General features: G+C 59.2%; 10 protein-coding genes. 2 read left to right on the forward strand and 8 right to left on the reverse strand.

The window, feature by feature from the left end:
* Positions 1–2: 2 nt before the first annotated feature.
* Positions 3–2354 carry an ADOP family duplicated permease gene (locus tag M017_RS0102370; RefSeq protein WP_031495485.1) on the reverse strand — a complete coding sequence of 784 codons (2352 nt, stop codon included), beginning with the start codon at positions 2352–2354 and terminating at the stop codon, positions 3–5.
* Between the two features lie 70 nt (positions 2355–2424).
* On the reverse strand, positions 2425–3810 hold the full coding sequence (locus M017_RS0102375; protein WP_155121190.1) for a hypothetical protein: 1386 nt from the start codon (positions 3808–3810) through the stop codon (positions 2425–2427).
* Positions 3811–4105: 295 nt separating this feature from the next.
* On the opposite strand from M017_RS0102375, the gene M017_RS0102380 reads away from it, so the two are divergent.
* On the forward strand, positions 4106–4975 hold the full coding sequence (locus tag M017_RS0102380; protein WP_051669438.1) for a carbon-nitrogen hydrolase family protein: 870 nt from the start codon (positions 4106–4108) through the stop codon (positions 4973–4975).
* Positions 4976–5093: 118 nt separating this feature from the next.
* Positions 5094–8915, forward strand: a complete 3822-nt coding sequence (gene metH / locus M017_RS0102385; RefSeq protein ID WP_031495489.1) for a methionine synthase — start codon at positions 5094–5096, stop codon at positions 8913–8915.
* On the opposite strand, the gene M017_RS0102390 is transcribed toward metH, so the two are convergent.
* The 6 genes from M017_RS0102390 to M017_RS0102415 all read right to left on the reverse strand — a co-directional run bounded on the left by M017_RS0102390 (position 8912) and on the right by M017_RS0102415 (position 14926).
* On the reverse strand, positions 8912–9757 hold the full coding sequence (locus M017_RS0102390) for a uroporphyrinogen decarboxylase/cobalamine-independent methonine synthase family protein (protein WP_031495490.1): 846 nt from the start codon (positions 9755–9757) through the stop codon (positions 8912–8914). The two genes, metH and M017_RS0102390, sit on opposite strands and share 4 nt — an antisense overlap.
* Before the next feature lie 283 nt (positions 9758–10040).
* Positions 10041–10703 (reverse strand): 3-keto-disaccharide hydrolase, encoded by a 663-nt coding sequence (locus tag M017_RS0102395; RefSeq protein ID WP_031495492.1) that lies wholly within the window; start codon positions 10701–10703, stop codon positions 10041–10043.
* A gap of 49 nt (positions 10704–10752) precedes the next feature.
* Entirely contained in the window at positions 10753–11880 is a 1128-nt protein-coding gene (locus M017_RS0102400) for a hypothetical protein (protein ID WP_031495493.1), read from the reverse strand.
* A gap of 24 nt (positions 11881–11904) precedes the next feature.
* Positions 11905–12966 carry an NAD(P)-dependent alcohol dehydrogenase gene (locus tag M017_RS0102405; protein WP_031495494.1) on the reverse strand — a complete coding sequence of 354 codons (1062 nt, stop codon included), beginning with the start codon at positions 12964–12966 and terminating at the stop codon, positions 11905–11907.
* A gap of 15 nt (positions 12967–12981) precedes the next feature.
* Positions 12982–13500: a GNAT family N-acetyltransferase gene (locus M017_RS0102410; protein ID WP_031495496.1), complete on the reverse strand. Its 519-nt coding sequence runs from the start codon at positions 13498–13500 to the stop codon at positions 12982–12984.
* The gene (locus tag M017_RS0102415; RefSeq protein ID WP_238325789.1) at positions 13484–14926 is read right to left on the reverse strand and encodes an NADH-quinone oxidoreductase subunit N; all 1443 of its coding nucleotides are present in this window, start codon (positions 14924–14926) and stop codon (positions 13484–13486) included. The genes M017_RS0102410 and M017_RS0102415 overlap by 17 nt, the downstream gene beginning before the upstream one ends.
* Position 14927: the final 1 nt, after the last annotated feature.

Genomic DNA, 14927 nt, shown 5'->3' on the forward strand with positions numbered 1-14927 from the left:
AGCTACTCGCGCCGCAGCTCAGCCGCTACATTCATCCCACCAGAACGAAGCGCCGGCGGAGTAGCAGCGAGCAATACAACTGCGACCAACATGACAGTAACAACTCCAAATGTCACGGGATCATTCGGACTCACCTTGAATAACATCGTCTCGATAAAACGAGTCAGCCAGGCACCGGCGATGGCGCCGGCGGCGAGGCCAAAGATTGCCATCGCCAGTGTCTGGCTGTAGAGTAGGCTCGCGATGTCAGCAAAGCCGGCACCTAACGCCACCCGGATGCCCATCTCCTTGCGCCGCAAGCTGGCGAGATAGCTCGAAACACCGTAGACTCCGCTCGCAGCCAGAACTGCCGCCAGAGCCGCGAAGATGCTGATCAACCACATCCCCCGTCGCACCGAATCGGTGAGATAGCCGGTGCGTTGCTCAAGAGTCTGAGGCGGATCTAGCGGGATCAGTGGCGACTCCTCCGCAGTTGCTCTCTGGACGGCCGACGACAGAGACATGGGAGCAATGCTCGAACGGATCAGGAAGTAGGACATCCGAAGCCCGGCCTGGCTCTCCGGAAGATAAATGTGCTCAACCTCGCAATCAGAGAAAGAGTTGACGCAAATATTCCCGATGACACCAACAATCTCGGCGTGGAGTTCTCCGCCCCCGGTCACGTTATAACCAATCCGGGGAACGACAATCCGCTGGCCGAGGGCCTTCCCCGCGAAATAGCGCGTCGCAATCGATTCGCTGACCACCACTACGGGAGTGCTGCCTTCGCGATCCGTTGGCGTGAAGCTACGTCCAGCGCGCATCGGGATTCTGGCGACCCGGAAGTAGCCATCGCTCGCGATGACTAGTGCAGCCTGTCTGGTACTTCGGCTTGCCGCTCCGCCTACCGGCTGGACATCCATCATCATCGTTACCCCGCCCATGGGAAGCGTACTCACCGTAGCAACATCAAGAACTCCCGGAAGCGCCGCCAGCTTTTCGCGCAAGCGGGCGTACAACGCAATACCAGCGGTGCGGGAACCATCCTGTGACGGCGGTTGCGCCATGAAATGAGTGAGGACCTTCTGCGGATCGTATCCCAGGTTTGTACTTCTCATCGCAACAAATGTTCGTAGGAGTAACCCGGAACCGAGCAGTAGGACGAAGGCAAGAGCAAGCTCCGCAGCAACTAGAAAGCCTTGCCATCGCCGTGAGGATCGATCCCCCATAGCGGCCGTCCCCTGAAAGGCCGGAACCATACCAAAGAGCATCGCGGTGAGAAGTCCTGTAGCCAGACACCATGCGAATACACGAAGATCGATCGACACCTCTTCCGCCCGCGGAAGAGTGGCAGTCAGAGGACGAGCAAGCGATAGCGCAACGATTGCAATGACAAGCGCCGCAACCCTTGCCGCGAGACAGAGGAGCAGCGATTCCGCAAACAAGAAACGCACAATCCTCCATCGGGGCGCTCCCAGGGCAGTTCGAATTTTCATCTCCCTCTCGCGTGTTCTTGATCGAGCAAGAAGAAGATTTGCAACGTTGGCACAGGCAATCAACAGGACCAGCGAAACGGCTCCCAGCAGTACGCGCAATAGGGGTGCCGCGGGCCCGGTGATGTCTTCCAAAACTGATGTAGTCTTCAACTTCAGATCCTGAAAACGGGGCAGCGTCGGCCGGAGTTGCTGGGAGAGAAACTGCAGTTCCGTTTGAGCCTGGTCTGGAGTGGTATCCGGCTTCAGCCGGCCAGTCACATACAGCCCGGCGGATTGATCATCCAGTATGTAGGGCGTGAAAATCATGGATGCACTTGCACCGATGGGCTGGAATTCGGGAGGCATCACTCCGATGACGACCCAGGGGGATTTGTCGAGAAGAATCTTCTGCCCAACGATGTCCCTCCTGCCGCCAAAGCGGCGCTGCCAGAAGCCGTGTTCCAACACGACCACTTTGTTTCTACCTGGTTGATGCTCCTCCGGCAGAAAGGTGCGTCCCAGCATCGCCTGGGCGTGCTGGAGGGCGAACCAGTTGGATGTGACACAGGGTCCCCAGACCTGCTCTCGTTCCGCATCATGCTCCAGAGTGAATGGGCAGAATTGCATACCAGACAGTTGGTCCAAGGTCTTCGACTGGGCACGAATGATTTTGAAGACTTCCGGGTCGACAAAGCCAAGTCCACCGGTATGACCAGCGTCCTGAATGCGCATGATCCGGTTCGTCTCGAAGCCCGCAAGCGGGCGGAGTAAGACAGAGTTGACCACGGAGAAGATCGTTGCATTGGCGCCGATGCCCAAAGAGAGGGTGCCGATCGCAAGAAGTGCAAAAAGCGGCGAACGACGGAGTCCGCGAAAAGCGATAGCCAGATCACCCAACATGGCGACTAGGATAATCGGATAAAAAGACGGATGCCAGGCCGGTTGTTTGACACATTCCGCAGAGCAAAGATTATTCCGTAACTGCTTCCGCGAGGATCGTGCCGGAGACCGCATCCACTTTCAACTTGCGGAGGTGGAGCAATGCGACATAGCGCTCGTCAGATCCAATCACGAGATAAAAACGGCAACCTTGCTGCGGCTCTGGCGTGCGCTTCATCTCTGCGAGCCAACCTAACTTATAACGCAAACGGTAATAGTTGACCGTAGGTTCGAAAGTCCAGTTGCCGCCGATACATTCCGGCTGCGTAGGATGCAGGTCTCGCAGGTGACTCATCATCGCTGCTACTCCAGCGTCGCTTCGGAAGTCGTAGTAATACCGAAGGTCTGCCTGCACCACAAACAGGAGGGCAAGGCAGGTAGAAGCGGCGCCGAAGACAACGGAAAACCGCTTTGGCCAGTCGCTCTGTTGTGCCGCCCAGTTCCATAGGAAGGCGCAGGACAACAACGCGGTCCAGAGCAGATAGATCCCAGTCCGGCTCCACGGGTATAAAGCGCCCAAGACCTGATGGGCAGCGGTCAGCATGGCGAGGCTCAGCGTCAGACAACCCACCGCGAGCGTTGCCGGTAGATCGCAGCGCTTCGCGGCAATCAGACCTGCCACCAGGATGAGGATCAACAGCAATGGCGCCATCGTGCCGTTCAGGGCTGCGGCCATCTGGAGGGGAATCCGCTCCCCGTATTGGGTGGTGGGCTCCAGCAAGCTCGCAAAGGCTTCGCTCCAGTCATTGGACCCGAAGTAAAAGTGTGCGCGGCCGGCATGCCACAGAGGGATCGCGAGAATCGGCCCGAGCGTGACTGCAAAGGGTAAGACCATTTGCTTGAGAGGCGCCCACAACTCTGTGCCACGGAGTGCTCTTGCAGCAAGAAGCGAGAGGCTGAGCGCGATCGAAGGCACCAGAAAGGTGAGGTTGCAGGCAGTGCTCAAAGCAAGCAAGACGCTGCCGCGGACGACTCGATCGGAAAGATAGGCAATCAACGCCCAGGTGAAGAAGGCCAGCCCGGCGCCATAACCACGGGCAACCGACAGATAGTCAGCCACAAGTGGATGGGCCGTGAGCAGAACCACCGCAACGACAAAGCGCCAACCATCGCCCATCACCTTACGGCAAAGCACTCCAACGCCCCATAAAAAACATAGCCCGGCAAGCATGCTGGGCAATCGCAAGATGGGCTCGGACTTGCCAAACTTATGAACTGCAAGCCAAGTGGCCCAGGTATGCAGCACATGGTAGCCTGCATCATACTTCGACCATAGAGCGCTAGCATCCTGGTTCAGGAATAGGTGGTACACGTAAGACTCATCAATCGTGGCCGACTGCGTCACCCCGCGATAAATCACCGTAATCCCTGCCACGAGAAGTAGCCAAAGCCACCCCAATGCTACTTGCTTCGTCACTTGTCTCCCGGTATCTTGGCATATTTGGGCGCTGGGATGTCTGAAACAAGGGCGCGGAGTTGCCGCAGGACGTCCGCTTCCTACATCAAAGATCTAATACCCTGCAGCCAGCAGAGGCATCGGCGTCGCGGCAGTGTGGGATTTGGGATTTGAACAGCTACGCGCTGTACTTCATTCAGCCAGGCTCGCGCGTTGGTCGAAGTCGTGGCGGGAATTCTCGAGCGCGCTGCGGTTCTCCTTGCAGGCTGCTTGAAAGGAAGGCCGCTTGCTATCCTGACCGCGGGAGACTTCAGCTTTGTTCGATCGCCTCATCGCCGCTGCTGCCAATGGCACCACACTACCCGGCGCAACCTCACAAAATATTGAAAAGATTGCAGATCAGGCCAGTCAGGCCGCTTCGCTCGGAGCAAAGCTGGTCCTGTTTCCGGAGCTGTCGCTGACTGGCTTTCTTCCGAATCACCCGGAAAGCAATCACGCCGCCTGGCTGCGGGAGGCACTCTCGTTTGCCCGTAACTCCGCCGAACGACTGGATGGTCCTGCAGTGACCACGCTCGCACGCGCGGCCCAGCAGATTGGCATCTACATCGCGGCGGGCATCCTCGAAGATGCAGGCAATGTCCTCTACAACACACATGTGCTCGTGGGGCCGCAAGGTCTGGCCGGCTACTGGCGCAAAATGCATATCCCGATGTTTGAAATGCCGTTCTACAACGGCGGCTCGGGCCCGGAGGTGATCGATACGCCGATCGGACGGATCGGAGCGAACATCTGTTTTGACACGCTGCTCCCTGAATCAACGCGACTGCTGGCGGTGCAGAATGTCGAGATCGTGCTGTTCCCTTTTGCTGCCGATCCGCCTCCGGTGACACCAGCGGGCTGGGCGGCCTGGGCGGGCCCTGCATTGCGCGCGCGCTGCCAGGAGAATGGCGTATTCGGCGTCGCAGTGAACTACAGCGGTCAGGTGGCAGCGCTGGGTGTGGGACAGAACTTCCCCGGCGGCGGTATGATTGTCGGCCCTCGTGGTGAAGTGTTGGCTGAACAGACGAATCCCGGCGAACTGCTGCTCCACGAGCTCCAAGCGAGCGATCTCCGTGCCGCGCGTGCCGAACCTGAGTATCTTTTCCGCTTCCGCCGCCCGGAGCTGTATGGACCGTTAACGCGCTAGCTGGTCCGCTGAATCGCTATGATTGAATTGGGCGTGGCTTCTCGTGAGTTTGAGAAAGCGCAACTTCCCTGTTGCTCACGATTGCCGACGAGCCCGCTTCCAAGGCCATCAGGCAAACATGACACCAGCCGACCAACACCCGCTTCACCAGATCCTCAAGAACCGCATCGCCATCATCGACGGCGCCATGGGTACGACCATTCGCACCTACGGCATGACCGAGAACGACATCCGCGGGCAACGATTCCAGGATTCGAAGAAGGATCTGCTCAATAACGGCGACCTCTTTTCTCTGACGCAGCCCAAGATGATCTGCGACATCCACCGCCGCTTTCTCGAAGCCGGTGCGGATATTATCGAGACCAATACTTTCGGGGCCACCAGCATCACGCAAAGCGAGTTCTTTGTGGACGACCCGCGTGAGCATGGCGGCCGGAAAGACCCTGAGTTCTATCAGAAGATTATCGACGACCGTTTTCTTAGCAACCTGGCCTGGGAGATCAACGAGCAGTCGGCACGGCAGTGCCGCGAATGGGCCGATCGGGTAGCAAATGCGACAGGGCGGCCACGTTTTGTGGCCGGTGCGATTGGACCGCTGACCGTTTCTCTTTCGAACTCCCCCGACGCCGACGATTCCGGGTTTCGCGTCATCACCTTCGATCAGGTGAAGAAAGCCTACATCGAGCAGGTACGGGCGCTCATTGCCGGCGGTTCCGACTTGCTTCTGGTGGAAACCATCTTCGACTCGCTGAATGCAAAGGCCGCTCTGGTAGCGATTCGTGAGGTGTTCGATCAGGATGGCACGGAGTTGCCGGTCATGATCTCGGCAGCCGTGGGCCGTGGTGGCGAGACGATGATCTCTGCCCAGACCATTGAAGCATTCTGGAACGCGGTGCAGCACATCAATCCGTTGTCCGTGGGTCTCAACTGCTCGCTCGGTCCGGATCTGATGTATCCATTTCTGTCGGAGCTTGCGGAGAAATCCAGCGCTGCCGTCTCCTGCTATCCAAATGCCGGGCTCCCCAACCCTCTCACGCCCACTGGCTTCGATCTGGAGCCCGCCGACATGGGCCGCTTTCTCGGAGACTTCGCCCATGGAGGTCTGATCAATATCGCCGGCGGCTGCTGCGGCAATACGCCGGAACACATTGCAGCCATCGCCAAGGCACTGGATGGCAGACATCCGCGTGAAGTGCGGTCCGTGACCACAGCGGTGAGTGTGAGCGTACCTGAGTCGATCGCACCGCGGCCGCTTCGGCTCTCCGGATCGCAACCCTTTACCCAGCAGCCCGGAGTCTACATCATGATCGGGGAGCGGACCAATGTGGCCGGCTCGCCGAAATTTGCCAAGCTGATCAAAGAAGGCAAGTACGAAGAAGCCGTCAGCATCGCCCGGCAACAGGTGGAGAACGGCGCCAATGTGATCGACATCTGCATGGATGAGGGCATGATCGATGGCGTTGCGGCGATGACTCGTTATCTGCAATTGCTGGCGAGTGAGCCCGAGGTGGCCAAGGTTCCGTTCATGGTCGATTCCTCGAAATGGGAAGTGATCGAGGCGGGCCTCAAATGCCTGCAGGGCAAGGGGATTGTGAATTCGATCTCGCTCAAAGAGGGCGAAGACAAGTTCCGGCAGAACGCAGCGACGGTGCGGCAATATGGCGCGGCTGTGGTGGTGATGGCGTTTGATGAGCAAGGCCAGGCTGCCACCTACGAGGACAAGATCCGGATCTGCGAACGCGCTTATCGGATTCTGGTGGACGAGGTCGGCTTAGCGCCCGAGGACATCATCTTCGATCCGAATATCCTCACGGTTGCGACCGGCATGGAGGAGCACAACAACTACGCTCTGGACTTCATCAACGCCACGCGCTGGATCAAAGCGAATCTGCCGCATGCCAAGGTCAGCGGTGGTGTTTCGAATATCTCGTTCAGCTTCCGCGGGAACAACAAGGTGCGCGAGGCAATGCACTCAGCCTTCCTCTACCATGCGATCGCCGCCGGTATGGACATGGGCATTGTGAATGCGGGCATGCTCGAGGTGTACGAGGAGATTGAACCCGAGTTGAAGGTGCTGGTAGAAGACGTTCTGCTGAACCGCCGTCCCGACGCGACCGAGCGCTTAGTGGAGCATGGCGAACTGCTGAAGGCCGCCAACACCGACACCGTCGTGACAGAGAAGAAGGCGGAAGAGTGGCGGAACGGGACGGTTGAGGAACGGCTGGCCCACGCCCTCGTCAAAGGCATCGACACTTACATCGATGTCGATACGGAGGAAGCACGCCTGAAGTTGGGCCGTCCCCTGCTGGTGATCGAGGGGCCGCTCATGGCAGGCATGAGCGTGGTGGGCGATCTGTTTGGTGCCGGCAAGATGTTTCTGCCGCAGGTGGTCAAGTCTGCCCGCGTGATGAAGAAGTCGGTGGCCTACCTGACTCCGTTCATGGAGGCCGAGAAGGCTTCGATGGCGGCGGCAGGACAAGTAGTAAAGACCCAGGGCAAGATCGTGCTCGCCACAGTCAAGGGCGACGTACACGACATCGGCAAGAACATCGTCGGCGTTGTGCTGGCCTGCAATAACTATGAAGTAATCGACATGGGCGTGATGGTGCCCTGTGAAAAGATTCTCGAGCGCGCCAAGGCAGAGAAGGCGGATGTGATCGGGCTCAGCGGCCTGATTACGCCGTCCTTGGACGAGATGGTGCATGTGGCCCGCGAGATGGAACGGCAAGGCTTCAAGTTACCGCTGCTCATTGGCGGCGCCACAACCAGCCGGGCGCACACAGCGATCAAGATCGCGCCGCATTATAGCGAGCCGGTCGTCCATGTGCTCGACGCCAGCCGGGCCGTACCGGTAACCACCAGCCTGCTCAGCGAAGACGGCAAGCCTGCCTTTGTCAAGCAGCACCGCTCGGACTACGAAGCACTGCGCAAGTCGCACGCCGCACCCCGACAGAGTGCCGTCCCACTCGAGACCGCTCGCAGCAGACGGACGCCAATCGAGTGGCGGACCGAAGACATTCCCCAGCCGGAGTTCACCGGCGTGCGTGTCCTGGAGGACTTCCCCCTCGCCACCCTGCGCGACTACATCGACTGGTCTCCGTTCTTCCACACCTGGGGACTCAAGGGAATCTATCCGCGTATCTTCGATCATGAAGCGCATGGCGCACAGGCACGCCAGATCTTCAATGAAGGCAACGCCTTGCTCGACCGGATCATTGCAGAGAAGCTGATTACGGCACGCGGCGTCTATGGTCTTTTCCCGGCCAGCGCCATCGGCGACGATGTAGAGCTCTATACGGACAACACGCGTACAAGGGTACTGGAGCAATTCCACTTTCTGCGCCAGCAGGTGAATCGCGAAGGCAGCGAGCCGTGCCGTTCTCTCGCCGACTTCATCGCGCCGAAGGAAACAGGCTTGCCCGATCACATCGGCGCGTTTGCAGTCACGACCGGGATCGGCCTGAAGGAATTGTGCGATCGCTTCCGCGCCGAGAATGACGATTACAACGCGATCATGGCCGAAGCGCTCGCCGATCGTCTGGCAGAAGCCTTTGCCGAATGCCTGCACAAGCGGGTGCGCGAGGAATGGGGCTACGGACGCGCGGAAGCGCTGAGCAACGAAGAGCTCATCGAGGAGAAGTACCGGGGCATCCGCCCAGCGGCTGGCTATCCAGCCTGCCCCGACCACACCGAGAAGGGACCGCTCTGGAGCCTGCTCGATGTGGAGGCAAAGACGGGGATTCGCATTACGGAATCCTTTGCGATGTGGCCCGGCTCAAGCGTCAGCGGGCTTTACTTTGCCCACCCGGAATCCCGCTACTTCAGCCTCGGCAAGATCGATCGCGACCAGGTACTCGACTACCACGAACGCAAGGGCATGAGCGTTGCGGAGGTGGAGCGATGGCTTGGCCCGAACCTGAACTACGAGCCGTCCGCTTAAATAGCTTCGCCCGACAAACGCCGGATCAACGTGGAGACGCCGTGCGCTAGCGCAAAAGACGCCGTGACGGAGGCCGGGCTGAGCAGCCCGAGTCCGCAGGTGGCTGTGATCAGGGCGCGTTGCGCCAGTTCTTGCGGGTCAGCAGCCAGTGAGGCGGCGGCCAGCCAGCGGGTGAAGAGACTCAGCGGATCGAGGTCTTCGAGGCTCTGCCAGGTGGGAACCATCCCGTAGGCCACGCTTCCCCCCTGGTGTACGAAGGCCAGCGCATGCCGGTCTGTAAAGAAGGACTCGAGACCAAGGTGAGCATCAAAAGAGAGGATGTCCGGCTTCACGCGGCACATCCGCTCGAAAGGATGGGCGGCACAGCAATGCAGCCCGGCCCAGGCGCCGCGCGCCCGCGCATCCTCAAGCGTGACAGCCAAAGCACTGAGGCGCTTCTCCTCCGGGACGGCGCCGGGGGCGTCCAGACACAAAGCAGGCTCGTCAAGAAAGAGCAGCACCGGAACGCCAAAGCCTTTCAAGCGATCCACCTGCCAGCAGATCATTTGCGAGACATGGAAGGCAATGGCGGCAAAGAGCGCCGGATCGGACAGGAAGGGGCGGCCTTGGTGGAATAGATAGGTGGCCAGGGTGATAGGTCCCTCGATCTGCCCTTTGATCGCGCGCGCGGCGGGAAACTGCCCTGCGGTCCAGGCCTTCTCCAAGGCGTCAAAACCGGCCGCGTTGGTGGTGGTCAAGTGTCCATCGCTGCGGTGTAGCAGGGCGACCACGGCATCGATCCGGCCCTCTTTCACCTGATAGCCGTAGCCTTCCGCGCGGGGCTCCAGCAGATCGAACAGCATTCCAAGCCCTTGGGCAATCGCGCTTTCACGCTCGCTCCGCTGCGGGAGTTGTGGCCAGAAAGGGATTTCAGGAGAAGACTGCGCTACCGCGTGAAGGGCCGTAGCCGCATTTAGAAAAGGCAGGCTGCCGATACCGGTTACGGCACCAGCCGGACGGAAGGAATGGCGAGGGAGAACGCTGATGCTCCAACGGTATCATGATCGATTTTGCCCCAGGCGCGCGGGCACAAAAGAAAAGGCCAACTCCGAAGAGTTGGCCTTTCTGTAGGAATCAGCGATCCAACTACGGCTTGAGGATCTTGACGCGGATGTCCTTGTACATTGTTGTCGAACCCGGATCGTGAGCCTGGAAAGCAAAGGTGTCGCCGGCGCCAATGACGCGGCCGGGGTTGCCCTTGGGGCCGGCCCAATCGTCGGGCTGTGTCCAGTCGGCGATCTTCTTACCATTGATGAAGGTCTGGACATGCTTACCCTGGACGATGATCGTTTGGGTGTACCAGACGTTATCGGGAACAGATTCCTTGACGTCCTGGACGTTGTACAGGCCGCCGCTCTTCTTCCAGTCGCCGTGCGTGTTGTTGACCTGCACCTCAAACCCCGTTTCCGGGAAACCCGTGGGCTGATACTTCGTGTGGAAGTAGATACCACCGTTGGAAACCGGCTTTGTCATCACACTGAGGCGGAGCTCAAAGTTCTTGAACGAGGCGGGCTTGCCCTTGAACAGGCCGGTGAAATAAAGATGGCAACGCTTGCCGCTGGCCACGATCGCACCGTCTTTGACGGAGAAGGAGTCTTCGTTTTCCTTCGACTTGGTCCAACCGGTGAGGTCCTTGCCATTGAACAGAGAGGTAAAGCCCTTCTCAGGCTTGAAAGGTTTGTCGGAAGGATCCGCAGCAAACAATGCCGAAGCGCAGACGAGTGCGCTGAACAGATAAACAAATCGCATGAATTGAATTTATCAGGCTTGGCCCTCGATTAGGAATCGCCTTTTTCAGCTATAGACGCAGGCCTGGATACAGAAGATGATTCCGGCAACAGGCGTGCGTGTTGAATCCCCCGCCGTAGAACTTCGCGAAGGCATCCCAGCGCCCACCGACATAATAGATGTTGCCTTGCGGATTCATGCCGCGCGGCAAAGCGCGGTTCCGGTAAATGATGCTCTTTGGAGGCACCCACATCGAGCCTCCCGCCACACCATCAAGATCCAAAATCCTCTCGGAGAGAGCGGCAGCTCCGATGGCCTGGGTTTGAAAATTCTGGTGCGGAATCCACCCATTGCTGAAGCTGGAGCTGACGATCGAACTGGAGAAAAAAGTGTCCCGCAGCGCCAGCGGATCCAACTGCTGGATCACGGCGGTGATCACATCGTCGACCACCTTCTTCCATTGCAAAAGAAAGCTCCCAAGGTCTTTCGCCTGGCTGTTGCGGTAAAAGGGTAACACCAGAATCTGGTCAGCCCGGGCCGCAGCCATCTGCCCTCCGATCACGCTGGTGTAGTCGTCCCAAAGTTGCGCCCAACTGGAGAACTCGTCATAACCGGGATCGAGATAGCCGCCCTGCCAGGGGCTCGGTGTGAAGTTCAGATGCGGGGTCAGCGAGGCACTCAGGTTGGCCGCCGTGGGGATGACCACGCCAAACCACTGGATGGAAGAGGACTCGTGGCGCACTAGCTTTCGGATGTAGTTGGTGGCCACCGTCATCGCGCGAAGCTTTCCGGTGCCGCCCACGCTCTGCGGTTCGGCGACGATGGCACCGGCTTCGACTTTGTCCGGCTTACCGCCGGGATTCGGCATCACGGTTGCGCCGCCCGTCACCACGGAGGGCCGCCCGGGCTCCCGGGCGAGCTGATTCATCAGACGGAGCGTACCGCCATCGGGATCGATCACCCCATCAATGCGGGGGCGGCGATTCGTGGTTTGGAAGCGAATGATCTGCGCCGTCAGTTCCAGAATCAGGGCATTTCGATCTGTTGGCCAGAGGCCGCCAATCTCCATCGAGCCGCCCTGCGCCACCGGAATCCGATCAAAGAGCGCAGTCACCTGATTCAGGTCGCGGGCCAGATTCGGCATCGTACTCCGCCCATCGCGAATTCCAACCGCCGCATCGATCCGTACCTGAGCCATCGTGTCCTCTCCGCAAGTCTCTCGTTAGCTCTTGGCTGCGAGCGTCGCGATGTCGATCACAAACCGGTACTTCACATCGCTCTTTAGCATCCGCTCATAGGCTTCGTTGATCTTCTGGATCGGAATGAGTTCGATGTCGGAGGTGATGTTGTGTTCCGCACAGAAATCAAGCATCTCCTGGGTCTCCGGGATGCCGCCAATCAACGAACCCGCAAGCGCGCGACGCCGGAAGATCAGGTTGAAGACTTGCGGCGAAGGATGTGGCGAATCAGGCGCGCCCACCAGACACATTGTTCCGTCGCGCTTCAACAGGGTGAGGAAGGCATCCAGATTGTGAGGAGCGGCAACGGTGTTGAGGATGAAGTCGAAGCTGCCTAGATGCTGCTTCATCTGCGCCTCGTCCTTTGAGATCACCACTTCGTCCGCGCCCAGCCGTTTGCCGTCTGCCACCTTGCTGGCTGAAGTAGTAAAAAGCACAGTGTGAGCACCAAAAGCATGAGCGAATTTGACGCCCATGTGGCCGAGTCCGCCCAGCCCCACGATCCCCACCTTACTGCCTTTTCCCACTTTCCAGTGCCGCAATGGCGAGTAGGTGGTGATCCCGGCACAAAGGAGGGGCGCGGTGGCCGCCAGATCGAGCTTGCTCGAGATGTGCAGCACAAAGTCCTCATCCACCACAATCCGGTTCGAGTAGCCACCGTAGGTGACGCCCCCCGAATGCTTGTCAGGAGCGTTGTAGGTGAAAATGGTGCCCCCCACATCGCAATACTGTTCCAGCCCTTCCTGGCAACTGGCGCAAGTGCGGCACGAATCCACCATGCAGCCCACTCCAGCGAGCGCGCCGGCCTTGAACTTCTTCACTTGGGAGCCGACCGCAGTCACCTTCCCGACAATCTCGTGACCAGGCACCACCGGAAAAACCGTACCGCCCCACTCGTCACGAACCGTGTGGAGGTCGGAATGGCAAACACCGCAATACAGGATTTCGATTTGGACATCCCGCGGGCCGGGCTCGCGCCGGTCAAGCGCAAAAGGGACAAGCGGGGAAGTCGTACTATGAGCAGCGAAAGCAAGAGTATGGGACATATCGGATTCTCCTCTTTAGAGCGTTCCAGAAAAAGAACGTTGCATCAAAACTGTATCCAGCCAGGTATCGAACTTAAAGCCGACATGGCGCAGAGTGCCCACATGCGTGAAGCCGAAGTGCTCGTGGAGACGAATGGAGGCGTAGTTCGAGCTGCCACCGATCACCGCGATCATTTCACGGCAACCGAGCGCCTCGCAGCGGAGCAGCAAGTCTGACAGCAGCAGTTTGCCAATGCCCTGCCCGGTTGCGGTGTGCGCGACGTAGATGGAGTCCTCCATCGTGAAGCGATAGGCAGGCCGCAGGCGGTAAGGGCCGGCGGAGCAGTAGCCGAGGATTTCCTCGTCTTCTGACTCCGCCACCAGATGCGGAAAATTGTGATCGAGAATCGCCGCCCGGCGGCGCATCATCTCGCGATGATCGGGAGCGTCCAGTTCAAAAGTGGCCGTTCCCGTCCGCACATAATGGGCATAGATCGCCGTGATGGCGGCAACATCCGCCTCGGTGGAAGGCCGGACTCTAGCGGAGAAGCCCACTTGAGCGCGTGGCCCAATCGAGCAGCCAGCCCGGAAAGATGCCGAAGCCAATCGTTGCGACCGCCGAGATCCACAACACCGCTTGGAGCGAGGTGGCAGGCGCCTCAAGAACAGGAGCATCTTCAGCGGCAGGCGTCATGTACATCGCAACAATGATGCGCAAGTAGTAGAAGGCAGCCACGGCGCTGGTGAGCAGGCCCAGTGCAGCCAGCCAATACAACTCGGCGTCGATCGCACTCTTGAAGATGTAGAACTTGCCAAAGAAGCCTGCCGTCAGCGGCAGGCCGATCAGCGAAGCGAGAAATACCGACATCAGAGCGGCGGTGAGCGGTTGCCGGGTGGCGAGGCCGTTGTAATCGGACAGATCGGTTTCAGGACGCATCGAGAGCACGGCAAAAGCGCCGGTATTCATGATCGCGTAAGCCGCCAGATAGAACAGCACGGCGCTGATGCCGAGCGAGGTATGAGCAGCAACGGCCACAAGAACATAACCGGCATTGGCGATGGCTGAATAACCGAGGATGCGCTTAATGTCGGTTTGCCAGAGAGCGGCAAAGTTGCCGATGATCATCGTGAGCAGAGCCACAACGCCCAGCAGCGGCAGCCAATGATCGGCCAGCGGTTCATAGGCGGTGAAGAAGACACGCAGCAAGGTAGCAAAAGCAGCGGCCTTCGGCGCGGCGCTCAAGAAGGCGCCCACTGGAGTGGGCGCGCCCTGGTAGACGTCGGGAGCCCAGCTCTGGAAGGGGAAAGCCGAGATCTTGAAGCAGAGGCCGGTAAGGATCAACGCGGCCGAGGCAGCGGTGAAGACCGGGTCGGGTGCGATGTCGGAATTGCCCAGAACAGCGGCAATCTGATTGAAATTCGTCGTGCCGGTAAGCCCGTAGGTCCAGGCGACACCGTAGAGCAGAAAGCCGGTGGCAAAGCTGCCGAGCAGGAAGTACTTCAGCGCCGATTCGTTCGAGCGTTTGTCGTCGCGCAGGTAGCCGGCCAGGATGTAGGAGGCGATGGAGGAGATTTCGAGGCCAATGAAGACCATCATCAGTTCATTCGCCGACACCATCACGGACTGGCCGAGAATCGAAAGCAGCATCAGCGAGTAGAACTCGCCGCCTTCGGCTTTGCGCTGGCGCAGGAAAGGGCTGGCGACAAGTACACACAGCGCACCGATTCCGATCACCAGAACACGGAAGTAGGTGGCAAAGGAATCGACCACCAGCATCTTATGAAAGGCGAGTCCTTCTGCCTGTCCGGCCACCAGGCTGGCGACTGCCGCCAGGGCAAGGCCGATGAGGGCCAGAAGAGGCATTCCCGGACGGGCATCGTGCTCGTCGTAGGCAGACTCCCAAAGCATGATCAGGGTGGCAAAGACGGCGAGGATCATCTCGGGCAGGAAGCGGAGGAGTTCCTCACCCGAAGGCATCATG

The sequence above is a fragment of the Bryobacter aggregatus MPL3 genome, assembly GCF_000702445.1.
GTDB lineage: Bacteria > Acidobacteriota > Terriglobia > Bryobacterales > Bryobacteraceae > Bryobacter > Bryobacter aggregatus.

Excerpts from the sequence above, each read along its gene's own strand:
- M017_RS0102370 (WP_031495485.1), bottom strand. The coding sequence starts at position 2,354 with ATGTTGGGTGATCTGGCTATCGCTTTTCGCGGACTCCGTCGTTCGCCG.
- metH (WP_031495489.1), top strand. The coding sequence starts at position 5,094 with ATGACACCAGCCGACCAACACCCGCTTCACCAGATCCTCAAGAACCGC.
- M017_RS0102390 (WP_031495490.1), bottom strand. The coding sequence starts at position 9,757 with ATGCTGTTCGATCTGCTGGAGCCCCGCGCGGAAGGCTACGGCTATCAG.
- M017_RS0102395 (WP_031495492.1), bottom strand. The coding sequence starts at position 10,703 with ATGCGATTTGTTTATCTGTTCAGCGCACTCGTCTGCGCTTCGGCATTG.
- M017_RS0102400 (WP_031495493.1), bottom strand. The coding sequence starts at position 11,880 with ATGGCTCAGGTACGGATCGATGCGGCGGTTGGAATTCGCGATGGGCGG.
- M017_RS0102405 (WP_031495494.1), bottom strand. The coding sequence starts at position 12,966 with ATGTCCCATACTCTTGCTTTCGCTGCTCATAGTACGACTTCCCCGCTT.
- M017_RS0102415 (WP_238325789.1), bottom strand. The coding sequence starts at position 14,926 with ATGATGCCTTCGGGTGAGGAACTCCTCCGCTTCCTGCCCGAGATGATC.